This is a genomic window from Castellaniella defragrans, from assembly GCF_014203015.1.
Taxonomy (GTDB): domain Bacteria; phylum Pseudomonadota; class Gammaproteobacteria; order Burkholderiales; family Burkholderiaceae_B; genus Castellaniella; species Castellaniella defragrans.
In genome coordinates, this window is the sequence record NZ_JACHIB010000016.1 from 102527 (window position 1) to 124008 (window position 21482).

Annotated in this window: 21 protein-coding genes; 14 read left to right on the forward strand and 7 right to left on the reverse strand. The window is 69.4% G+C overall.

What is annotated here, in order from left to right; all coding sequences use genetic code 11:
- Window positions 1–95 precede the first annotated feature (95 nt).
- The 12 genes from HNR28_RS13780 (at window position 96) to HNR28_RS13835 (ending at window position 13510) form a co-directional block, all read left to right on the forward strand.
- Window positions 96–761 (forward strand): TetR/AcrR family transcriptional regulator, encoded by a 666-nt coding sequence (locus HNR28_RS13780; RefSeq protein ID WP_151024551.1) that lies wholly within the window; start codon window positions 96–98, stop codon window positions 759–761.
- A 298-nt stretch (window positions 762–1059) separates the two neighbouring features.
- Window positions 1060–1422: a c-type cytochrome gene (locus HNR28_RS13785; protein ID WP_244978309.1), complete on the forward strand. Its 363-nt coding sequence runs from the start codon at window positions 1060–1062 to the stop codon at window positions 1420–1422.
- A complete protein-coding gene (locus tag HNR28_RS13790) occupies window positions 1419–2891 on the forward strand; it encodes a D-arabinono-1,4-lactone oxidase (protein WP_221291690.1) in 1473 nt (490 codons plus the stop codon). The genes HNR28_RS13785 and HNR28_RS13790 overlap by 4 nt, the downstream gene beginning before the upstream one ends.
- 1 nt (window position 2892) lies before the next feature.
- Complete coding sequence (locus HNR28_RS13795) at window positions 2893–4170, forward strand: alanine racemase (protein ID WP_151024851.1); 1278 nt, start codon at window positions 2893–2895, stop codon at window positions 4168–4170.
- Between the two features lie 61 nt (window positions 4171–4231).
- Window positions 4232–4654, forward strand: a complete 423-nt coding sequence (locus HNR28_RS13800) for a DUF2147 domain-containing protein (RefSeq protein WP_244978304.1) — start codon at window positions 4232–4234, stop codon at window positions 4652–4654.
- Window positions 4655–4705: 51 nt separating this feature from the next.
- The gene (locus HNR28_RS13805) at window positions 4706–5740 is read left to right on the forward strand and encodes a TorF family putative porin (protein WP_151024852.1); all 1035 of its coding nucleotides are present in this window, start codon (window positions 4706–4708) and stop codon (window positions 5738–5740) included.
- A 61-nt stretch (window positions 5741–5801) separates the two neighbouring features.
- A complete protein-coding gene (locus tag HNR28_RS13810; RefSeq protein ID WP_151024853.1) occupies window positions 5802–7232 on the forward strand; it encodes a coniferyl aldehyde dehydrogenase in 1431 nt (476 codons plus the stop codon).
- 356 nt (window positions 7233–7588) lie between these two features.
- Complete coding sequence (locus HNR28_RS13815) at window positions 7589–8488, forward strand: formate/nitrite transporter family protein (RefSeq protein WP_151024854.1); 900 nt, start codon at window positions 7589–7591, stop codon at window positions 8486–8488.
- A gap of 49 nt (window positions 8489–8537) precedes the next feature.
- A complete protein-coding gene (gene nirB, locus HNR28_RS13820) occupies window positions 8538–11102 on the forward strand; it encodes a nitrite reductase large subunit NirB (RefSeq protein WP_151024855.1) in 2565 nt (854 codons plus the stop codon).
- A gap of 11 nt (window positions 11103–11113) precedes the next feature.
- Window positions 11114–11623, forward strand: coding sequence for a nitrite reductase small subunit NirD (nirD, locus tag HNR28_RS13825; RefSeq protein ID WP_151024856.1), 510 nt, complete (start codon window positions 11114–11116; stop codon window positions 11621–11623).
- Entirely contained in the window at window positions 11601–12566 is a 966-nt protein-coding gene (gene cobA, locus HNR28_RS13830) for a uroporphyrinogen-III C-methyltransferase (RefSeq protein ID WP_151024857.1), read from the forward strand. The genes nirD and cobA overlap by 23 nt, the downstream gene beginning before the upstream one ends.
- Window positions 12563–13510, forward strand: a complete 948-nt coding sequence (locus HNR28_RS13835; protein WP_211369317.1) for a precorrin-2 dehydrogenase/sirohydrochlorin ferrochelatase family protein — start codon at window positions 12563–12565, stop codon at window positions 13508–13510. The genes cobA and HNR28_RS13835 overlap by 4 nt, the downstream gene beginning before the upstream one ends.
- On the opposite strand, the gene HNR28_RS13840 is transcribed toward HNR28_RS13835, so the two are convergent.
- The 3 genes from HNR28_RS13840 to HNR28_RS13850 form a co-directional block, all read right to left on the reverse strand.
- Entirely contained in the window at window positions 13461–14000 is a 540-nt protein-coding gene (locus HNR28_RS13840) for a cupin domain-containing protein (protein ID WP_184142964.1), read from the reverse strand. The two genes, HNR28_RS13835 and HNR28_RS13840, sit on opposite strands and share 50 nt — an antisense overlap.
- A complete protein-coding gene (locus tag HNR28_RS13845) occupies window positions 13993–14187 on the reverse strand; it encodes a YqaE/Pmp3 family membrane protein (RefSeq protein WP_043685241.1) in 195 nt (64 codons plus the stop codon). The genes HNR28_RS13840 and HNR28_RS13845 overlap by 8 nt, the downstream gene beginning before the upstream one ends.
- A 186-nt stretch (window positions 14188–14373) precedes the next feature.
- A complete protein-coding gene (locus HNR28_RS13850; protein WP_151024858.1) occupies window positions 14374–15468 on the reverse strand; it encodes a DUF4351 domain-containing protein in 1095 nt (364 codons plus the stop codon).
- A gap of 303 nt (window positions 15469–15771) precedes the next feature.
- On the opposite strand from HNR28_RS13850, the gene HNR28_RS13855 reads away from it, so the two are divergent.
- Window positions 15772–17328, forward strand: a complete 1557-nt coding sequence (locus HNR28_RS13855) for a M10 family metallopeptidase C-terminal domain-containing protein (protein ID WP_151024859.1) — start codon at window positions 15772–15774, stop codon at window positions 17326–17328.
- A gap of 148 nt (window positions 17329–17476) precedes the next feature.
- Window positions 17477–17899, forward strand: a complete 423-nt coding sequence (locus HNR28_RS13860; protein WP_170288480.1) for a BON domain-containing protein — start codon at window positions 17477–17479, stop codon at window positions 17897–17899.
- Between the two features lie 7 nt (window positions 17900–17906).
- Here the strand turns inward: HNR28_RS13860 and HNR28_RS13865 are convergent, their stop codons facing one another.
- From HNR28_RS13865 to HNR28_RS13880, 4 genes are all read right to left on the reverse strand, one after another.
- Complete coding sequence (locus HNR28_RS13865; RefSeq protein ID WP_151024861.1) at window positions 17907–18506, reverse strand: hypothetical protein; 600 nt, start codon at window positions 18504–18506, stop codon at window positions 17907–17909.
- A 1-nt stretch (window position 18507) separates the two neighbouring features.
- Complete coding sequence (locus tag HNR28_RS13870) at window positions 18508–18693, reverse strand: DUF3008 family protein (protein ID WP_151024862.1); 186 nt, start codon at window positions 18691–18693, stop codon at window positions 18508–18510.
- Window positions 18694–18920: 227 nt separating this feature from the next.
- A complete protein-coding gene (locus HNR28_RS13875) occupies window positions 18921–19373 on the reverse strand; it encodes an Hsp20/alpha crystallin family protein (protein ID WP_151024863.1) in 453 nt (150 codons plus the stop codon).
- A gap of 154 nt (window positions 19374–19527) precedes the next feature.
- Window positions 19528–20574, reverse strand: a complete 1047-nt coding sequence (locus HNR28_RS13880; RefSeq protein ID WP_151024864.1) for a DUF4351 domain-containing protein — start codon at window positions 20572–20574, stop codon at window positions 19528–19530.
- Window positions 20575–21482 lie beyond the last annotated feature (908 nt).

The following is a 21482-nucleotide window of genomic DNA, read 5'->3' on the forward strand; positions in this document are numbered from 1 at the left end:
ATGAAGAATGAGGAATGGGAGGGACATTCTACCGGCATTCCGGCCCGCGCCGGCGTGGGATGGGCGCGGCCCGGGCCCTTCGGTAAAATGCCGCCATGACGCCCAAGACCGACACGCGCAGCAGGCTCGCCGACCGCAAGCAGCGGGAGGCCGAGCAGCGTCGCAAGGAAATCATCAAGGTGGTGCGCAAGCTCGCCAAAAAGGGCGGCTCCGGCGACATCACCCTGCGCAAGGTCGCCGAGCAGGCGGGGTTTTCCACGACCGTCGTCTATTCCCTGTTCAAGGACAAGGCCACCCTGATCACGCAGGCCATGGACGACCACCTGCTGGACCTGGCCCACGCCATGCGGACCGCGACCGCGGGCCTGGCCGATCCGCTGGAGCGCATCCGGGCCTGCGGCCAGGCCTACGTCCGGTACGGGATGCGCTATCCGGACCAGTACGTCATGGTCTTCATGGAACGCCGCCCGCACGCCCCGGTCGACCGGGCCCGCGTCGAGCACGGCAACATCGAGCAGGACCCCTACGCCTTCGCGCATCACCTGTTCGCCGGCCTGGCGGCCAGCGGCGCGGTGCGGGGGGATCCCGCCAGCGTGCTGCTGATGACGCAGATCTTCTGGGAAGCGCTGCACGGGCTGGTGTCCCTGCGGCTGGTCCTGGGAGAGGACGATCCCTGGCTGCAGCGGGCCGACATCGAGACCCACCTGCAGCATTCCCTGGACGTCGTGCTCGCCGGCATCCTGCACCGCTACGCGGCATAGCGGCGGCGCGCTTCCGCTTTTCCCCTGCCTCCGACGCTCCTTTCCGCCCTCCGACGCTCCCTTCCGCCCTTCGTCGATTCCATTCGGGGTTTACCCTCATAAAAACGCATTCTATTTAAAAAAACATTGTTTTTTTAAATTCCAATCGTTATTCTCCTGCTCACCGCAAGCACGACAAGACTCGCCCGGAACGGCTCGAACGGCTCGGACCAAAACGGCTTGAATGGCCTGAACGACCCGAACGATCCCGACCCGAGCATCGCGGCACGACGCCGCGAACGAATGGAGACACCACTTGATGCGTACCACCGCCGCAGCGCTTTGCGCGGCCGGCCTGCTGCTGGCCGCCTGCAGCGATCCCCGTCCGGACGCCGCCGCCCTGGAGCGCGCCGAAGCCCTGCGCCCGGCCGATCCCGCGCTGGCCGCGCGCTACGAGCGTTCCTGCATCGCCTGCCATGCCCAGGCGGCGAGCGGCGCGCCGCTGACCGGCTTCGCCCCCCACTGGACGCCGCGCCTGCGCGCGGGCATGGACGCGCTCGTCGATCACGCCGAACACGGCTACCAGGCCATGCCCGCGCGCGGCCTGTGCCAGGACTGCACGCGCGGCGACCTGCGCGCCCTCACCGAATTCATGAGTCAAACCCCCTCGGAGGCATCGTGACGTCCCCGCTTTCCCGCAGAACGATCCTGAAGTCCGGCGCCGCCGTCCTGGCCGGCGCCGCCGCCCCGCGCGTGTTCGCCACCGGCCGGCCCGGCGCGGCGGCGGACGCGTCCCCCGGCCCCTCCGGGGCGTCCGCCGCCCGCGCCGCACCCGCCCCCGCGACCGCCCCGGCGGGAACCGCCGCCGGAACCGCCGCGCCGCGCGCCCAATGGCGGAACTGGTCCGGGCTGCACGCCTGCACGCCGCGCGCCATCGCCACGCCCGGCACCGAGGCGGAAATCGCCACGCTCCTGTCCAGCCCGGGCGGCGCCCTGCGCTGCGTCGGCGCCGGGCATTCCTTCACGGCCCTGGTGCCGACCGACGACATCCTCCTGTCCCTGGACCGCTTCTCGGGCCTGGTGAGCCACGATGCCGCCGCCTCGACCGCCACGCTGCGCGCCGGCACCCGCCTCGCCCAGGTCTCCCGCCTGCTGGACGAGCAGGGCCTGGCGCTGCGCAACCTGCCCGACGTCAACGTGCAGTCCTTCGCCGGCAGCATCAGCACCGGCACGCACGGCACCGGCGCCGGCCTGCAGGCGCTGCATGCCGACGTGACCGCCCTGCGCCTGGTGACGCCGGACGGGCGGGCGCTGATCTGCGACGCCGGCCGGCCCGACCTGCTGGCCGCCGCCCGCGTCTCGCTCGGCTGCCTGGGCGTCGTCACGGAAATCACCACCCGTGTCGTGCCCGCCTACGACCTCGAACGGCACGTGCGGCTGCTGCCCATCGCCGACCTGCTCGACCAGGCCGACGGCCTCGCCCGGACGCACCGCAACTTCGAGATGTTCTACCTGCCCTTCACGGGCCATGCCGCCGCCATCACGCACGACCTCTACACCGGCGGCGAGGTGCTCATGCCCGACTCGGACGACGAGGAGACCCTGGCCGACCTGCGCCGCCTGCGGGACTGGATGGGCTGGTTCCCGTCCGGACGGCGCCGGCTCGCCGGCTGGCTGATCGGCGGCATGGAGGATGCGCGGGCGCGCAACCGCTCCTGGAAGCTGCTGTCCACCTCCCGGCCCAGCAAGTTCAACGAAACCGAATACCACGTCCCCCGGGAACAAGGCATCGCCTGCCTGCGGGACGTCATCCAGGCGCTCGAACGGCGCAACGAAGCCTATTTCCCCCTGGAATTCCGCTACGTCAAGGGCGACGACGCCTGGCTCAGCCCCTTCCATGGGCGCGACTGCTGCTCCATCGCCGTCCATGCGGCGCACGGCGAGGCGCACGACTATCTGCTCGCGGAAATCGGACCGATCCTCAGGCGCCACGGCGGCCGGCCCCACTGGGGCAAGCTGCACGACCTGCGCGCCGCCGAGCTGGCTCCGCTGTATCCGCACTGGCGCGACTTCCTGGAAGTCCGGCGCGAACTGGATCCCCGCGGCCGCCTGCTCAATCCCTATCTGCGCACGCTCCTGGGAGTGGCCTGAGATGCGCAGCCCCGGACGCCGCCGCCTTCTCCTGTCCGCGGGCGCCCTCGCCCTGGGCGGCGCCGCCGCCCTGCGCCCCCGGGACCGCGGCCTGGCCCACGATCCCTATTTCTCGCGCCTGACGGACGCGCTGCGCCAGGCGGGCATCGCCGTGCCCACCCTCATCATCGACCGGGAGCGCATGCTGGAAAACGCCGGCCGCCTGCGCAGCGACCTGCGGGGCCGGCTCGACCTGCGGCTCGTGGCCAAATCCCTGCCCTCGCTGCCCCTGCTCCAGGACCTGGCGCACGCCACCGGCAGCCAGGGGCTCATGAGCTTCAGCCTGCCCCACCTGCAGCACCTGGCGGCCCATCTGCCCGACGAACGCCAGCTGCTGGGCAAGCCCCTGCCCGCCGATGCCGCCGCCCGCTTCCTGCGCGAGGCGCGGGCGCGCGACCGCCGGCCGCCGCGCGTCCAGTGGCTGATCGACACGCCGGAACGGCTGCTCCAGTACCGGGCACTGTCCCAGGGCCTGGACCTGCCCCTGGACATCAACCTGGAAATCGACGTGGGCCTGCATCGGGGCGGCATCGACGACCCCCGCGGCCTGCAGCGGATCATCGACATCCTGCGGGACTCGCCGCGCCTGCGCTGGTCCGGCCTGATGGGCTACGACGCCCACGTCGCCAAGCTGCCCGACGTCGCCGGCCTGCGCGCCCAGGCCGACCGCCACGCCAAGCAGCGCTACGCGGATTTTCTCGATCGGATGCTGCGCGCCTTCCCCGCGACCGATCCGCGCGGCCTGACGCTGAACACCGGCGGCTCCCTGACCTACCGCAATCACGACGGCCAGGGCGCCGCCCGGGAAGTCGCCGTGGGATCGGCGCTGCTCAAGCCCTCGGACTTCGACACCGAACCGCTCGCCGGCTACCGGCCCGCCGTCTTCATCGCCACGCCCGTGCTCAAGGCCGCCCCGTTCCGGCCGCCCCAGGGCGTGGAGTGGCTGGGCCCCGTGCTGCGCGCCTGGGATCCGAACAGCCGCCAGGCCTACATGATCTACGGCGGTCACTGGATGGCCGATCCGGTGTCTCCGCCGGGCATCGAGGCCAACGCCCTGTACGGCCCATCCTCCAACCAGCAGGTCCTGACCGGATCCGGACGCCAGGCGCTGGGCCCGGACGATTTCATCTTCTTTCGGCCGCGCCAGTCCGAGGCGCTGCTGCTGCAGTTCGGCGACATCGCCGTCGTCGAGGACGGCCGCGTCGCCGCCGCCTGGGCCCCGCTGCTCGCCACCGCATGACAACCGCATGACAACCGCATGACAACCGCATGACATCGATCAGAACAGAAGGAGACGCCCCATGATCCACCCGAAGATGCTGCTCATCGGCCTGGCCGCCTCGCAGGCGGCCCTGTCCGCGGCCATGGCCGCCGCACCCGCCGACGCCTACGGCCTATGGCGCTCGGCCGACGACGCCGCCGTGATCCGCTTCCAGGAATGCCCGGACGCGGCCGGTTCGCTGTGCGGCGTCATCGTCTGGGACAAAGATGCCGGCACGCCCCAGGACGCCTGCGGCGCCACCATCGCCCGCCTGAAAGCCTTCGCCGGCGAGGCCTGGCGCGACGGCTGGACCCGCGACCCGCGCAACGGCAAGACCTACCGGGCCATCGTGCGCACCGACGGCGACACCCTGCTGCTGCGCGGCTACATCGGCACGGAAGTCCTGGGAGAAACCGAACGCATGAGCCGCACCGGCGCCCTGCCCGAGGGCTGCCCGCGCTAGGCGCCGGGCAAGGCCGCCCCTCAACCGACTGAAAACCAGGAGGAGACATCCATGAACAAGACCAAGACCAAGAACAAGGCCGAGATCGGGACCCGGATCGAGACCAGAACCGCCGGAACCAGAACCGCCGGAACCAAGATCAGGACCAGGACCAGGACCGCCGCAGCCAGGGCCACCGCGACCGGGACCGCCGCCCTCGCGGCGCTCGCCCTCGCCTGCGCGTCCGGCGGCGCCCGCGCGGCGGCCATCGATCCCGTGGAACCCGTGTTCCAGTCGTATTCCATCGACATCGAGGCCAAGATCCTGTCGGACCGCAAGACGCGCGGGGTGTCCGACTCGTTCAACAACCCCGGCGCCGAACTCACGATCGAAGCCGCCCACGAAACCGGCCTGCTGGGCTATCTGCAGTTCGGCACGGTGAGCACCGACGTCTTCCCCGAAGGCAACGGCACCGCTCTCACCGGCGCCCTGGGCTACCGCTGGGGCAATCCGGACGCCTGGCATTTCGGCCTGGCCCTGGCCCAGGAATGGTTTCCCGGCGCGCGCGCCACCGGAGTGCCCACCGGCATGGACTGGGCCACGGGAGAACCCACCGGTCTGGCCGATACGCGCTTCGACACCCGCTACGCGGTCTTCGAGTTCGGCTACGGCGCGCTGCGCGGCCGCTACCTGTACGTGCTGAGCAAGGACTTCCGGGGCAACAACACGGCCGTGGTCTGCGGCTCCGCCTACCTGCCCGGCGTCCTGGCGGGCGGCGATCCCGGCAAGGCCATGGAATGCTACGAAGGCGGCTTCCGGCGATCCGGCGGCTCGCACCTGATCGACCTGGACTACACCTACCCGCTGGGGCCGCGCACCCACCTCAAGGCCCACCTCGGCTACCAGAAGGTCCGCAACTTCCGCGGGCTGGACGGCTTCGACTACAGCCTGGGCATCGTCCATACGGAATGGGGGCTGGACTTCGGCCTGGAAGTCGCCGGCGCCAGGCTCAGGAACCGCGACCTGGCCGTCGTCACCAGCGCGTCCGGAGAAAAGCGCCGCACGGACCGGACCGCGCTCGTCGCCACGATCGCCAAGCGATTCTGATTTCCGCCGGCCCGCCGCGCATCCGTGTATGGTAGGCCAGCGCCCCACCCCGGAGTTTCCGATGAACGCCGACACCCCCGCCCCGCCATCCTCCCAGCCGCCGATCGCCGCGCTGGAGGCGGCCTTCCTGCGCCAGAAGGCGGCATACGCCGCCGATCCACTGCCCCCGGCGCGGCAGCGCCGGCAGTGGCTCGACGCCCTGCGCGCGCTGCTCAGGCGCGAACAGGGGGCGCTGGCCGCCGCGATCGCCCGGGACTTCGGCAACCGTTCGGTCGATGAAACCCTGCTGGCCGAGGTCATGCCCTGCCTGCACGGCATCCGCCACGCCCGCCGGCACCTGGGCCGATGGATGAAGCCCGAGCGCCGCCGCGTCGGCCTGGCTTTCCAGCCGGCCGCGGCGCGGGTGATGTACCAGCCGCTGGGCGTGATCGGCATCATCGCGCCGTGGAACTATCCGCTGTACCTGGCCGTCGGCCCCCTGATCGGCGCCCTGGCGGCCGGCAACCGGGCGATGATCAAGACGAGCGAATACACGCCGGCCACTGCGCAACTGCTGAAGGACCTGCTGGCGCGGATCTTCCCCGAGGACCTGGTCTACGTCGCACAGGGCGGCGCCGACGTGGGAGCGGCCTTCTCGGGCCTGGCCTTCGATCACCTGCTGTTCACCGGCAGCACCGGGGTCGGGCGCCGCGTCATGCGCGCCGCCGCCGAAAACCTGACCCCGGTGACACTGGAGCTGGGCGGCAAATCGCCCGCCCTGGTCTCCGCCGATGTGCCGCTGGAGGACGCGGCCGAACGGATCGCCTTCGGCAAGACCCTGAACGCCGGCCAGACCTGCGTGGCGCCCGACTATGCGCTGGTGCCGCGCCCGCGGCTGGACGCCTTCGTCCAGGCCTATCGCCGCGCCGTCCTGCGGCTCCTGCCGACCCTGGCGGACAACCCGGACTACACCGCCATCATCGACGAGCGCCAGTTCGGCCGCCTGCGCGAGTGCCTGCGCGACGCCGCAGACAAGGGCGCCACGGTCCTGCCCCTGTACGAGCAGGGCCAGGGCCGCCGCCTGCCGCACACGCTCGTGCTGGACGCGGACGACGGCATGCGCCTGATGCAGGAGGAAATCTTCGGGCCCATCCTGCCCGTCGTGCCCTACGACCGCCTGGAGGACGCCCTGGCCTACATCAACCAGCGGCCGCGCCCGCTGGCCCTGTACTACTTCGGCTACGACCGGGCCGAACAGCGCCGCGTGCTCGCCCGGACGCATTCCGGCGGCGCCTGCCTGAACGACACGCTGCTGCACGTCGCCCAGGACGACCTGCCCTTCGGCGGCATCGGGCCGTCGGGCATGGGCCACTACCACGGCCGCGAGGGCTTTCTCGCCTTCAGCCAGGCCAAGGGCGTCTTCATCCGGCAGCGGTTCAACGCCACGCGCCTGATCTACCCGCCCTACGGCCGCTGGATCCAGCGGCTGGTCTATCGGCTGTTCGTCCGCTGAGGACGGCGGGACCGCCGAGGCCGCTGGCGCTTTCGCTCACACCGGCGCGTGCGGCTCCCGCCGATCATTCAATCCTGAAGCATGAGCGGCACCCCCGCACCATCGCGGCCGCTCCTCCGCATCCCATGGTGCATGGCGGCACCGCATCGGCGCAGGGCGTCCCTCGCGGACCGCCCCGCCGGCGACCCAGCCGGCCCGCCTGGCTGGCGCACCCTCCCTCCCCGCGCATGCCGGCGCCCCGCCCCGCCGTCCGGGCCTCGTGCGCGCAGCGCGAGCCTTCCCGGCCGCGTTCCGAAAAGTTGGCACATGAATTGCTTGATCCTCGATGAAGACCTTTCATCGACCGGGAGAGCACCATGTACGACGACACCATCGACGGCTTCGTGAAGGCCGGCAACGCCAAGCTCGCGCTGCTGCGCCGCGCGCCCCTCGGCTTTTTCGTGGGCTGCATGCTGGCGGGCGCCTACATCGGCCTGGGCATCATCCTGATCCTCACCCTGGGCAGCCACGCGCCGCCGGACCTGCGCCCGCTCGTCATGGGCGCCGCCTTCGGCATCGCGCTGATCCTCGTCGTCATCGCCGGCGCGGAACTGTTCACCGGGCACACCCTGGTCATGGCGCTGCGCCGCTACCGGGACCAGGGGAGCTGGGCCGAGGCGGCCTCGGTCCTGGGCGTGAGCTGGGTCGGCAACCTGTGCGGCGCCGCCGTGCTGGCGGGCCTGTTCGCCCTGGGCGGGGGCGGCGGGCTGCTGGACGACCCGCGCGGCCTGCTGATGGACGCCGCCGCGCACAAGATGAACGGCGCCGCCGCCAGCCTGTTCGCCCGCGCCGTGCTGTGCAACTGGCTGGTGTGCCTGGCGGTCTGGATGTCCGCCCGCGTGTCCTCGGACAGCGCCCGCTGCATCGTCATTTCCTGGTGCCTGCTGGCCTTCGTCGCCAGCGGCTACGAGCACAGCGTGGCGAACATGACGCTGTTGCTGCTGGCCCTGATCGGCCATCACCCCGACACCGTGAGCCTGGGCGGCATGGCCTGGAACCTGGCGTGGGTGACGCTGGGGAACATCGTCGGCGGCGCCGTCTTCGTGGCCGGCGCCTACCGGGCGGCCTCCCCCGCGCCAGTGGCCGTACCACCGCCCACGCCATTGCCCGCGTCATTGGCCGGCCACGCCCTTGCGCCGGCGTCGCCGCCCGGCGCAAGGGCCGGCCGCGAGACTGGCACGCAACCGATCCTGGACGCGCCCGCCGCGCGGCCCTGAGCCCCGGCCCTGAGCCCCGACCCACCACCGGATTTTCCTGGAGCGAATCATGAATCCCCACGACCTTCCCGCCTCCGCCGCGGGCCCGCACGCCGCGCCGCGCCTGGTCGTCATCGGCCACGGCATGGTCGGCCACCGCCTGCTGGAAGAACTGGCGCGCGAAGCGCACGGCTACGCCATCACCGTGCTCTGCGGCGAACCGCGCCTGGCCTACGACCGGGTGCGGCTCAGCCAGTGCTTCGATGGCGCGAAGGCGCAGGACCTGGCGCTGGCCGACGAGAATTTCCTCCGCGAACACGGCATCACCGTGCTGCGCGGCACGCGGGCCGCCTGGATCGACCGCAAGCGGCGCCGCGTCCACGTGTCGGACGAGCGGTTCCACCCCTACGACAAGCTGGTCATCGCCACGGGCTCCAATCCCTTCATTCCACCCATCGAGGGCGCGGACCGGCCCGGCTGCCTGCCCTACCGCACGCTGGAGGACGTGGAGGCCATCCGCGCCTGCGCCGCCGGCAGCCGGCGCGGCGTGGTCATCGGCGGCGGCCTGCTGGGGCTGGAAGCCGCCCGCGCCCTGCGCGGCCTGGACCTGGAGACCCACGTCGTCGAGTTTTCCGCCCACCTGATGGCGGCGCAGCTGGACGAGCCCGGCGGACGCCTGCTGCGCACGAAGATCGAGGCCCTGGGCATCCACGTGCACACCGCGAAGATGACCTCGGCCATCGGCGGCGGCCTGCGCGCGCGCCACCGCCTGCGATTCTCGGACGGCGATTTCCTGGAAACCGACATGGTGGTCTTTTCCGCCGGCATCCGCCCCTGCGACCGCCTGGCGCACAACTGCGGCCTGGTGATCGGCGCGCGCGGCGGCGTCGTGATCGACGAACACTGCCGCAGCTCCGACCCCGCCGTCTACGCCATCGGCGAAGTCGCCAGCTGGCGGGACGGCACGTTCGGCCTGGTGGCGCCCGGCTACGAGATGGCGCGGGTCTGCGCCGCGCACCTGCTGGGCCGGGACACGCCCGTCTTCCAGGGCTCCCTGCCCGGCACCAAGCTCAAGCTGCTGGGCGTGGACGTCGGCTCCATCGGCGACGCCCACGGCCGCGCCTCCGACAGCGTCAGCTGCGTGTTCGAGGACACGCTGGCCGGCACGTACCGCAAGCTGGTCATGGACCCGAAGGGCAAGCGCCTGCGGGGCGCCGTGCTGGTGGGCGACACCGGGGCCTTCGACCTGCTGGATCAGTATTTCAGCAACGGCCTGGACCTGCCCGCGCAGCCCGCCACGCTGATCGCGCCGCAGGCCGGCGCCGCGCCGGCGCTGGGCGTGGACGCGCTGCCCGACACGGCGCAGATCTGTTCCTGCAACCAGGTCAGCAAGGGCGCCCTGTGCGGCGCTATCGCCGAGGGCTGCACGACCCTGGGCGAGCTGAAGGCGCGCACCCGCGCCGGCACCACCTGCGGCGGCTGCGTGCCCCTGGTCAAGCAGGTGCTGGACGGCGAACTGCGGCGCCGCGGCATCGCCGTGGACCGCAGCCTGTGCGAACACTTCCGCCACAGCCGGCAGGAGCTCTACCACCTCGTCCGCGTCAACGGCATCCGCGACTTCGGGACCCTGATCGCCCGCCACGGCACCGGCCGCGGCTGCGACATCTGCAAGCCCGTGGCGGCGTCGATCTTCGCCTCGTGCTGGAACGAATACGTGCTGTCGCCCAGGCACGCGCCCCTGCAGGACAGCAACGACGCCTACCTGGGCAATCTGCAGAAGGACGGCACCTACTCGGTGGTGCCGCGCATCCCGGGCGGGGAAATCACGCCCGACAGGCTGATCGTCATCGGCGAGGTCGCCCGCAAATACGGCCTGTACACCAAGATCACCGGCGGCCAGCGCATCGACCTGTTCGGCGCGCGGCTGGAACAGCTGCCGGCGATCTGGCGCGAACTGGTCGACGCCGGCTTCGAGTCCGGCCACGCCTACGGCAAGGCCCTGCGCACGGCCAAGTCCTGCGTGGGCAGCACCTGGTGCCGCTACGGCGTGCAGGATTCGGTGGGCATGGCGATCCGCCTGGAGCAGCGCTACCGGGGCCTGCGCGCGCCGCACAAGATCAAGATGGCCGCCTCGGGCTGCACGCGCGAATGCGCCGAGGCCCAGAGCAAGGACGTGGGCGTGATCGCCACCGAGAAGGGCTGGAACCTGTACGTCTGCGGCAACGGCGGCATGCGCCCGCGCCACGCGGAACTGCTGGCCTCGGACCTGGACGGCGACACCCTGGTCCGCCTGATCGACCGGTTCCTGATGTTCTACATCCGCACGGCCGACAAGCTGCAGCGCACCGCCGCCTGGCGCGAAAGCCTGGAAGGCGGCCTGGACTACCTGAAGGACGTGGTCGTGCGCGACAGCCTGGGCCTGGGCGCGGAACTGGAGGCGCAGATGCAGGCCCTGGTGGACGCCTACGAATGCGAATGGGCGGCCACCCTGAAGGACGAACGCGCCCTGCGCCGCTTCCGCTCCCTGATCAACAGCGACGCGCCCGACGAGCACATCGTCCACGTGCAGGAGCGCGGCCAGCCGCGCCCGGCCACCGTGCGCGAACGCGCGGCGCTGGCCGCCCCGGCCGAATGAAGGAGAACGCCATGAAGCCATCGACCCACCGCCGCGCCAAGGGCGCCGATCATCAGTCCATCCCGTACGGCACCCCACGCTCCCCGGAGCCGTTCCAGCTTGGCTCCGCCACGGCCGGCGACGCGCCTGTCCAAGACGGCGCGACGGACACCGGCTGGCAGTCCGTCTGCCGCCTGGAGGACCTGATCCCGGACGCCGGCGTCGCGGTCCGCGCCCATGGCGCGCAGGTCGCCGTGTTCCTGACGGATGCCGGCCCGTTCGCCCTCGACCACGTCGATCCGTTCTGCGGCGCGGCCGTGCTGGCGCGCGGCATCGTCGGCGAACTCCAGGGCCATCCGGTCGTCGCCTCGCCCATGTACAAGCAGCATTTCCGCCTGGACACCGGCCAGTGCCTGGAAGACGAGCGCGTGCGCGTGCGCCGCTGGCCGCTGCGCGTGGACGCCGACGGCGTCCTGCGCGTCGGCCGCCCCGAAACCATCCACCCCCTGGAGGCCGACCATGCGTCCGAAACCACCGCATGAATCCCCGCCGGACGCGGCCGCCCCGCGTCCGGCCCGGGCGAACGGTTCCATCCCGGCCGCCGCACCGGCATCCGGCCACGTCTGGCTGGTGGGCGCCGGCCCCGGCGACCCGGACCTGATCACGCTGCGCGGCCTGCGCGCCCTGCGGGCCGCCGACGTGGTATTGCACGACAGCCTGGCCGCCGCCGGACTGCTGGACCACTGCCGCTCCGACGCGCTCAGGATTCCGGTGGGCAAGCGGGCCGGCCGGCACAGCATGCCGCAGGAAGACATCCACGCCCTGCTGGCCGCGCACGCCCGGGCCGGCCGCGCCGTCGTGCGCCTGAAGGGCGGCGACCCCTTCATCTTCGGGCGCGGCGGCGAGGAACTGGAATTCCTGCGGGCCCGGGGCATCCCGGTCACGGTGGTGCCCGGCGTCACCGCCGCTTCGGGCTGCGCGGCCGCTACCGGCATCCCCCTCACGCACCGCGACCTGGCGGCCGGCGTCTGCCTGGTGGCCGCCCATCGCCAGGAGGGCGCCCCGGCGCCGGACTGGGCCGCCCTGGCCGCGGACCGCCAGCGCACCCTGGTGTTCTACATGGGCCTGGCCCAGGCCGGGCGCATCGGCACGGAACTGATGCTGCATGGCCTGCCCGGCGCGACGCCGGCCGCGTTGATTTCCCAGGGCGCCACCCCGCGCCAGCAGGCCGTGCGCTGCACGCTGGCCGGCCTGGCCGACGCCGCCCGCCATCCGGGCCTGGACTCGCCCTGCCTCATCGTGGTCGGCGCGGCCGTGGCCCTGGCCGATCCGGCGCGCGTGCCCTGGGCGGAAGACCCGCCGGAACGTGGGGTCGGCCATCCCGGAGAGGCGCCGGCGGACCGCGCATCCGTCCCCGCCGGCGCGATCCCCGCTCCCGGCCGGGACGCCCGCCCAGCCGCCAGCCCCCTGGCCTGCCCCGCATGAAGGCCCTGTACCCCCTATTCGCCGATCTGGCCGGCCGCACCGTCCTGATCGTGGGCGGAGGCCCCGTCGCCGAGCGCAAGGCGCGCGCCCTGCTGAACTGCGGCGCCGCGGTGCGGGTGGGCGCGCCGCGGCTGACCCGCACGCTGCGGGCCTGGGCCGCCGAGGGCCGCCTCGCGCACCTGGCGGGCCCGTTCCAGGAGGACTGGCTGGAATCCGCCTGGCTGGCCATCGCCGCCACCGACGACCGCGCGCTCAATGCCCGCGTCAAGGCGGCGGCGGACGCCCGCCGCATCCTGGCCAACGTCGTCGACGATCCCGCCCTGTCGTCCTTCCAGGTGCCGGCCATCGTCGACCGCGCACCCCTGACCATCGCCGTCTCCTCGGGCGGCACCGCGCCGGTCCTGGCCCGGCGCCTGCGCGAACGCATGGAAGCCCTGTTCGACCCCGCGCTGGGATCCCTGGCCCGGCTGGCCGGCGATCACCGCCCCGCCATCCGCCGCGCCTATCCCGATCCCGGGGCGCGCCGGCGCTTCTACGACTGGCTGTACGACGGCCCCGTCCTCGCGCACCTGCGCGCCGGCGACACCGGCCGGGCGCACGGCGCGCTGCTCGCCCGCCTGGACGGCGCCGCGGCCGAACCGCCGCCGGAACGCCGCCTGGTCTGGATCGATGCGTGCCCCGACGACCCGGGCAGCCTCACCTTGAACGCACTGCGCGCCCTGAACGAGGCCGACGTGCTGGTGCACGACGCCCGCGTGAACGAAACCGTGCTGTCGCTGGCGCGGCGCGACGCGGAGCGACGCATGCTGGACACGGACGGCCGGGAGGACGCCGAAACGCTGGCAGCGAAGGTTCTGGCGCTGTGGGGGGGAGACCGCAACGGCGTGGCGCTCGTCAGCCGGCCGGCCCGAGCAGGCGCCGGATCCAGCCGCCATGGCGGCTGACGGCATCGGCCAGATCCGCCTCGGCCGCCAGCCGGAAGCCGGAAAAATCGAAGCCGGGCGCCACGACGCAGCCGGCCAGCACGAAGGCGTCCGGGTCGGCCAGCTCCGCCGCGAACCAGCAGCCCGCGGGCGCCACCGCCTGGTACACCGCGCCCGGATGGCGCAGGGGATCGCCCAGCCGATGCGTCAGCAGGCCGCCATCGGGCAGCACCACATGCAGATCGAGGGCGCCGCCGGCATGGAAGCACCAGACCTCGTCGGCATCGATGCGGTGCCAGGCCGAATGGGCGCCCTGCGCCAGCAGATAATAAATGGACGTCCCGGCGCTGCGCTGCGCCCCCTGGAACGGCACCCGCAGATCCGACCGGAAGACCTCGCGGTAATGCCCGCCTTCCGGATGCGGCTGGAGATCCAGCGCGGCCACCAGAGTCCGCCAGGCTTCGGGATCGGCCTCACGGGCGGCCGCTGCGTCGGGCCGGGAATCAGGCACGGCCGCCCATCGCCTTTTCGATCTTCTTGTCGGTGTTGTACTGGCTGAGGGCGTAGACCGCCCAGATCGCCGCCGGGATCCAGCCGATCAGCGTGATCTGGAGAATCAGGCAGATGATGCCCGAGATGGGGCGGCCGATGGTGAAGAACGCCAGCCAGGGAAGCAGCAGGGCAATGATGAGGCGCATGTCGCAGGCTCCGGTCGTTGAGGGGTGAAGGGTCATTCTACCGGGAGACTGCCGGAAGACGCGGTCCGGCTCCGTTCCAGGTCAGGCTGGCAGCCGATAGCTTTGCCTGCTCCGGCCTGGCGCCAGTCGCCGCATCCTGCCCCGCAGGGGACGGGATGGAAAGGGATGGCGGATGGCGGCGGTCCCTCAGCCCCGGAAGACCTCATCCAGGACCGTGGCGTCCACGAAGTTCAGCGACCAGGCTTCCAGATCGTCCGCGCCGGCGGTGCGAACGCGCTGCTCGATGGCAGCGTCCACGGCCCCGAAGCGGCGCTGGATCTGGCGCAGCAGCAGATCGGCCTGGCCCTTGACCTGGCCTTGCTCCAAACCCTGCTCCAGGCCTTGTTCCAGTCCTTTCGCAATGCCGCGACGTTCGGCAATCATCACGTAGCTCATCTTGCGCTCCTGTTCCAGGCGTTCCACCGCCGCCAGATAGGCCGGCTCCTGCTGCGCGGGCAGCCGCAGCATCCATTCGATCAGCCGCAGCAGCGGCTGGATGTGTTCCCGGTCGTAACCGTACCCGTACAGCAGCCGCACCAGCGAGACGGTGGGCTCCAGCCGCTGCGCCCCGGTCCGATACCGCAGGGCCTGCAGCTGCGCCATGATCACCACGGCAAACGGATTCGTGCGCGCCAGCGATTCCAGCTCGCTCCAGCGGCCCAGCCACTGGGACAAGTGTACGGCATGAAAGGAAAAATACACACCCTGGCCGAGGAACTCGCGCCGGTATTCCAGGCGTTCGGGGCCCGAGCGGCTGGCCACCAGGATGGCCAGGCTGAACAGCGCCGGCGGCGCGCGCCCCGCGCGGGCGTTCAGGCCTTCGTGGCGGTGTTCGATGCGCGTCCTGTAGCGGTACATGCGCTGCGCGATCCGGGACAGGGCGCGGGCGCTCATGCCGCCGCCCTGGACCTCGACGTGGACCAGGATCCAGGCGTCGGCGCCGTCCTTGTGGCGCACCCGCACCAGCTTGTCGGCATGCAGGCGCCCATGGCCGGGCGGGCCATCCGGGACGCCCAGGGCCTGCAGTTCCTTGTCCAGGAATTGCGGGGCCACGGACCAGTCAATGACCTTGTACAGGGAGTGCGCCAGCAGTTCGATGGCCTGGCGGAAGAAGAGTTCCAGGGCCTCCTTCCAGGGGCTGTCGTGGTCGTCGGCGGGGACAGCCGGAGCAACCGCAGCAGGGGCAGCAGTAGAAGCAGTAGAAGCAACAGCGGCAGGCGAAGCGTCGTTCCGATCGGGCATGGCGGGCTTCCGAATGCAGGAAGCCTCATTCTGGAGACGCGCCGATTCCCCCGCCAGACTGGGAAGTACGGACGGATGAAAGTGTCCTGGCCGTGCATCCGGGCCATCACTTCTTCCGGACCATCACCTTTCCAAACAGCTTTTCCGGCCGCTGTCCGAATAGCAGCCCCGGCCGCCCGTCTATCCGCAACATGCGCCAGAAGCCGGCTTCCCGTGTTCTTTTCCGCCGATTTCCGGATAGAATGACCTTGCAAGGAATAGGTTTTACATAATGTAACGTAAAGAGGCTTGAAAGGAACACGCATGGCCCTCCCACAGTGGACCGACCAACAAGTATTCAACCAGATGTACAGCGGCCAGAAATGGGCGCAACCTGTCATCACCTACACCTTCCCGCAGCTCAGCAGCCAGCTCCGGGCGAACTTCCGGAATGGCGAGGACGCCGGCTTCTCGCCACTGAACGCGACCCAGCAGTCCCTGATCGAGCTGGGCATGGCGCTGTGGAACGAACTCATCGTGCCCACCCTCACGCCGGGCGCCATCAGCCAGTCCGACATCGAATTCGGCAACACGAACACCGGGATCGAATTCGCCCACGCATACTACCCCCCGACCGGCAGCGTCTGGTTCTCCTCCCTGTACTCGAACCTGCAGAATCCCGAGGTGGGAGAATACGGCTTCGATACCTTCATCCACGAAATCGGCCACGCGCTGGGGCTGAGCCACATGGGGGACTACAACGGCGCAGACGACGACGGCCCTTCCTCCTACCAGGACAGCACCATGCTGTCGATCATGTCCTACTACGGGCCCAATATGGACCGCGGCCAGGGCCAGGTCGCCTGGGCCGACTGGATGGGGAGCGACGGCCACATCTACTCGCCCCAGACGCCCATGCTGAACGACATCATGGTCATCCAGGCCATGTACGGGGCCGCCGTCACCCGCGCGGACGATACGGTGTACGGGTTCGGTTCCACGGTGAAAGGCGCCACGGCGTCGATCTACGATTTCACCGTCAACCTGCATCCCATCCTGACGCTCTACGACAGCGGCGGCACCGACACCCTGAATCTCAGCGGCTGGTCCACCGAAAGCGACGTGGACCTGCGCGACGGGCATTATTCCTCGGTCAACGGCATGACCAACAACCTGGCCATCGCCCACGACGTCGTGATCGAGAACGCCATCACGGGCGCCGGCAACGACACATTCATCGGCAACGCGGCGAACAACTACCTGGATGGCGGCGCCGGCCAGGATCGCGTCTATTTCACGGGGAAATTCTCGGACTATCAGCTCAACTACGACCTCGGCGGTCGGGAATACACGGTCCACGACTCCACCGGCGCGGACGGCACCGACACCCTGCTGAACATCGAATATGCCGCTTTCGCGGACTTCGGTGGCAAGCTGAACGAGCTGACGCCGGAGGTATACCGTTTCTTCAACGCCGACATGGGCATTCATTTCTTCACGTCCAACAACGATGAAGCGACGGCGGTCCTGCAATCCGGCGATTTCCAGTTCGAGGGCGTGGCTTATGCGCGCAATGTGGTGGACAACGCCAATCTCGTGAGCGTGTACCGCTTCTTCAACCCCGCGACGGGCGACCACGTGCTGACGGCCGACGTCGCGGAAGCCCAGCACCTGCGGGAATTGAACGGCGCCTTCCGGGACGAAGGAACCGCCTTCTATGCCTATGGCAAGAAAGCCGCCGACACGACGGAGCTCTACCGCTTCGTCAACGAGGAAACCGGCACGCATTTCTACACCGCCAGCGTCTCCGAAATGGAAAGCGTGAAGCTCATCGACGGCTTCAGCTACGAAGGCGTGGCCTTCTACGTCGCCATGGCCTGACCGGCACGCAAAGCCGGTCCGCAGGCCGCGCGCTTGCGGACCGGGGCCGGCCAGCGCTCCGCCTTGCCGTGGATGGGCCGGCATGCGGCTTGCTGACGTTTCCGCAAGCCCGCACCCGGGCCCTCTTCCATTCCTGACGGAGGCCACCATGATCCATCAAAACAGATTGCTGCCCGCGTTGATACTGAGCGCCGCAACGCTGACGCTCGCCGCATGCGTCGCGCCGAACCACTCGCCTTATGAAAACGTGTCCGGCGACGAACCGGGCGACGCCGCCATCACCGGGCAGACCCACTATCAAGGCACGGCAAGCGGGGCGACGATCGTTCAAGGCACGACGGGCGGCGTGACGGTCGTGAACAGCCAGGACGCGGTCATCAACGCCAACGTCATCAGCGCCTTGACGGCCGTACCGGACCTGCGCACCTCGAATCTGCAGGTCGGCACCTTGCAGGGGATCGTGTCGCTGCGCGGCACGGTGGAAAGCAAGGCGGCGGCGCAAAGCGCCGTCCAGGCCGCCCAGCAGGTGCCCGGCGTGCGCAGCGTCAACTATGACCTGCAGATCATGTAGCCAGGCACTAATAGTCCCGCGTGCCCGCCACCGGTTCGGAAGGCGGTTCATCGCGGGGTTCGCGCTGCTCGGGAAGGTCGAGTTCCTCCCATTTGCCCTCATGCCACCGCCCCCGCGCGCGGCCGGGGCTGTGGCCGCCCGCCTCGCGCAACAAGGCGCACGCTTCTTCTTCGCGCTCCGGCGCCACATGCAGCACCAGCAAGGCGCCCGGCCCGTGGACGCTGGGCGCGGCATCCGCACGCTCACGCGCGCGCTGGCGCGCATAGGCGCGTGCGCGCCTGTCCGTCACCCACAGGCCGCCCCAGAGCGAGCCCACATACCCGCCGGTTCCCGCGCCCGCGACGGCCATCACCTCGACATGCGTGAACTGCCAGGCCAAAAAGCCTCCCACGACGGCGCACACCAGCCCCATGCCGGCGGCAGCGGTCACGGCTTCCCGCTCGCTCGTCCGGGGGACGTGACCAGAGCCGTGCGACTCGGCCAGCGTCTCGCCGTTGATGTAGAAGGTCGAGATGTCTTCCCCGGGAAAGCCGTGCGCGTGCAGTTTCTCGACGGCGCGCTCGGCGTCGGGAAAGGTGTCGAACTTTGCGGCCACGATCGTCGGCATATCAGTCCCCTTTGTGCTCGGGCTTGTCCCGGGTCTTGGTCTTGGCCAGTTCCCGCAGCTCCTTTTCGTCCATGGATTCGTACATGGACCTGGAAGCGTCCTTCAGTTCGCTGACTTTCTTGTCGCCGTGCTTGGCGGCCAGGGCGATGCCCGCCGCCTGTTGCTGGGATTTCGATTGTGCTTTCATGCCGGTCTCCCGAGTGATCAATCGGACCTCGGGTAGCCGCAAGCGCCGTTCCCGTGGCGCTACGGCGGCGATGCGGCGGCCGGGATGCAACTGTCGTGATGTGGCTGCCGTGACATGGCTGGCGTGATGGGGTTGCCGCGAAACGGGCGTCGGCGGCCGCAAGGCGGACGCAAAAAGGGCGGTACGGCCCGAAGGCCGCACCGCCCTTGCGTCCGAGGAAGCGCCGTCTACTGGATGTCCAGCTGCCTGGCGCCCTGGGCACTCGCCTTCTTGGGCAGCGTCAGTTCCAGCACGCCGTCCGTGCAGCGGGCGGTCGCGCCGGACGCGTCGATGTCGTGGCCCAGGCTGAAGCGGCGCATCTGCACGCCGTGATAGCGCTCACGGCGCAGCACCGTCTCGCCCTCCTTTTCCACGTCTTCCCGCGTCTTTTCCACGCGGATGGACACCACATTGCCCTCGAGCGAGACCTTGATGTCCTCCTTGCGGGCGCCGGGGACTTCGGCCTTGACGGCATAGGCCTGTTCCGTTTCGGTCACGTCGATGTTCAGGCGCGGCTCGTCGCCCCGGCCTGCGAAGGAGGAGGCGAGCGGGAAGTGTCCGAAGAAATCATCGAGGCCCCGCAGGCTCTCGAAACCAGCCAGATCCCCGAACGGATTGAAACGTGTCAGATGATTTGCCATATCGAACCTCCAAATGCGATCAACCATGGAAAGCAGGCCGGACAGCAATGGACTACACCATCCAGCCCATGCTTTCAATATGGGTTTTCTCGTACTGGAATTCAAGCAGGCCGGACTGGAAAGAGCCGACTCATTGACGGCGATCAAACGCGGCTCAGCCGCGGAATACGTTTTCCAGGGTGGTGGCGTCGAGGATGTTCAGCGACCAGGCTTCCAGATCGTCCGCGCCGGCGGTGCGGATGCGCTGCTCGACGGCGGCATCCACGGCCCCGAAGCGGCGCTGGATCAGGCGCAGCAGCAGATCGGCCTGGCCCTCGGTGCGGCCCTTTTCCACGCCTCTTTGCGTATACAGCCGCTCGGCGATCGTCACATAGCTCATCTTGCGCTCCTGTTCCAGGCGTTCCACCGCCGCCAGATAGGCCGGCTCCTGCTGCGCAGGCAGCCGCAGCATCCATTCGATCAGCCGCAGCAGCGGCTGGATGTGTTCCCGGTCGTAGCCGTAGCCGTACAGCAGCCGCACCAGCGAGACGGTGGGCTCCAGCCGCTGCGCCCCGGTCCGATACCGCAGGGCCTGCAGCTGCGCCATGATCACCACGGCAAACGGGTTCGTGCGCGCCAGCGATTCCAGCTCGCTCCAGCGGCCCAGCCACTGGGACAAGTGTACGGCATGAAAGGAAAAATACACACCCTGGCCGAGGAACTCGCGCCGGTATTCCAGGCGGTCGGGGCCCGAGCGGCTGGCCACCAGGATGGCCAGGCTGAACAGCGCCGGCGGCGCGCGCCCCGCGCGGGCGTTCAGGCCTTCGTGGCGGTGTTCGATGCGCGTCCTGTAGCGGTACATGCGCTGCGCGATCCGGGACAGGGCGCGGGCGCCCATGCCGCCGCCCTGGACCTCGACGTGGACCAGGATCCAGGCGTCGGCGCCGTCCTTGTGGCGTACCCGCACCAGCTTGTCGGCATGCAGGCGCCCATGGCCGGGCGGGCCGTCGGGCACGCCAAGCGCCTGCAGTTCCTTGTCCAGGAATTGCGGGGCCACGGACCAGTCGATGACCTGGTAGAGAGCGTGCGCCAGCAGTTCGATGGCCTGGCGGAAGAAGAGTTCCAGGGCCTCCTTCCAGGGGCTGTCGTGGTCATCGGCGGGGACGGCAGCGGCAGAGGTAACGGCGGAGACAGCGGGACCGGCAGCAGCATCCGCCGCCATCGCGGCGGAGACAGCCGGAGCAACTGCAGCAGGGGCGGCAGTAGAAGCGGCAGTGGCAGGCGGGGCATCATTCCGATGGGACATGGCGGGCTTCCGAATGCAGGAAGCCCCATTCTGGAGACGCCCAGATCTCCTCGCCAGACTGGGAAATACGAACGGATGAAAACGCCCCAGTCGCCCTGAAAAATCTTCGCGGTCCGCACGAAGTACGATTTCGAGGCGATTTCCAATGGCGGGAATCCCAGCCTGCCATCCACTGGAGATACTGCTGCCAGACCTTGCTGACAGTGGACAGGCTGTTGATTTCCTGTTTTGGAAATCATGCTCCCTGCCGAAGGCAGGATCAAGGAAACCGACCGATCGGGAAAGCGTTGCGCATGCCCGGATAAAAATGGATTGAGGGTAACCGACCTGCCTGCGCGGAACCTCGTGCCAAGCAGCACATGAATCGGAATCCGGGGTTTCGTTAGAAAACAGGCGTGTCATCGACACAGGTCCATTTCATTTTAATTTTGATATTTATCAAAAATATTCCTGCTCCGGCCCTATTCTGATCGGATCTTCTGTATTTCGTCCATCATTCCACACGTTCGATGTGGGTTTTCCCTATTGCATCCATTTACCTAGTGTGTCAATTTATGACGGATGCTTGGCTGTTGTTCAACGACAGGAGGTGTTCGATGAGTCGGATATTGGGTCCAGGACCCTACAAAACCCTGACCACGCATGACGGCATCGATGTGCCGTTCTATATCGTCCGTTTCGACAAAAAGGGCTTGCTCCAATCGCCTGAAACGGCGAAGGAAATCATATCTGTCAGGCGACATGACAAACTGACCCCCTGGCGACATGGAGAACTGACCCCTTCATGATCACATCAGGAGGGATCATCCATGCAAGAAGCCGAG

Bases quoted from the DNA above. Each gene is read 5' to 3' on its own strand.
- HNR28_RS13780 (WP_151024551.1), top strand. From the start codon at position 96: ATGACGCCCAAGACCGACACGCGCAGCAGGCTCGCCGACCGCAAGCAG.
- HNR28_RS13785 (WP_244978309.1), top strand. From the start codon at position 1,060: ATGCGTACCACCGCCGCAGCGCTTTGCGCGGCCGGCCTGCTGCTGGCC.
- HNR28_RS13795 (WP_151024851.1), top strand. From the start codon at position 2,893: ATGCGCAGCCCCGGACGCCGCCGCCTTCTCCTGTCCGCGGGCGCCCTC.
- HNR28_RS13800 (WP_244978304.1), top strand. From the start codon at position 4,232: ATGATCCACCCGAAGATGCTGCTCATCGGCCTGGCCGCCTCGCAGGCG.
- HNR28_RS13805 (WP_151024852.1), top strand. From the start codon at position 4,706: ATGAACAAGACCAAGACCAAGAACAAGGCCGAGATCGGGACCCGGATC.
- HNR28_RS13810 (WP_151024853.1), top strand. From the start codon at position 5,802: ATGAACGCCGACACCCCCGCCCCGCCATCCTCCCAGCCGCCGATCGCC.
- HNR28_RS13815 (WP_151024854.1), top strand. From the start codon at position 7,589: ATGTACGACGACACCATCGACGGCTTCGTGAAGGCCGGCAACGCCAAG.
- nirB (WP_151024855.1), top strand. From the start codon at position 8,538: ATGAATCCCCACGACCTTCCCGCCTCCGCCGCGGGCCCGCACGCCGCG.
- nirD (WP_151024856.1), top strand. From the start codon at position 11,114: ATGAAGCCATCGACCCACCGCCGCGCCAAGGGCGCCGATCATCAGTCC.
- cobA (WP_151024857.1), top strand. From the start codon at position 11,601: ATGCGTCCGAAACCACCGCATGAATCCCCGCCGGACGCGGCCGCCCCG.
- HNR28_RS13835 (WP_211369317.1), top strand. From the start codon at position 12,563: ATGAAGGCCCTGTACCCCCTATTCGCCGATCTGGCCGGCCGCACCGTC.
- HNR28_RS13845 (WP_043685241.1), bottom strand. From the start codon at position 14,187: ATGCGCCTCATCATTGCCCTGCTGCTTCCCTGGCTGGCGTTCTTCACC.
- HNR28_RS13850 (WP_151024858.1), bottom strand. From the start codon at position 15,468: ATGCCCGATCGGAACGACGCTTCGCCTGCCGCTGTTGCTTCTACTGCT.
- HNR28_RS13855 (WP_151024859.1), top strand. From the start codon at position 15,772: ATGGCCCTCCCACAGTGGACCGACCAACAAGTATTCAACCAGATGTAC.
- HNR28_RS13860 (WP_170288480.1), top strand. From the start codon at position 17,477: ATGATCCATCAAAACAGATTGCTGCCCGCGTTGATACTGAGCGCCGCA.
- HNR28_RS13865 (WP_151024861.1), bottom strand. From the start codon at position 18,506: ATGCCGACGATCGTGGCCGCAAAGTTCGACACCTTTCCCGACGCCGAG.
- HNR28_RS13870 (WP_151024862.1), bottom strand. From the start codon at position 18,693: ATGAAAGCACAATCGAAATCCCAGCAACAGGCGGCGGGCATCGCCCTG.
- HNR28_RS13875 (WP_151024863.1), bottom strand. From the start codon at position 19,373: ATGGCAAATCATCTGACACGTTTCAATCCGTTCGGGGATCTGGCTGGT.
- HNR28_RS13880 (WP_151024864.1), bottom strand. From the start codon at position 20,574: ATGGCGGCGGATGCTGCTGCCGGTCCCGCTGTCTCCGCCGTTACCTCT.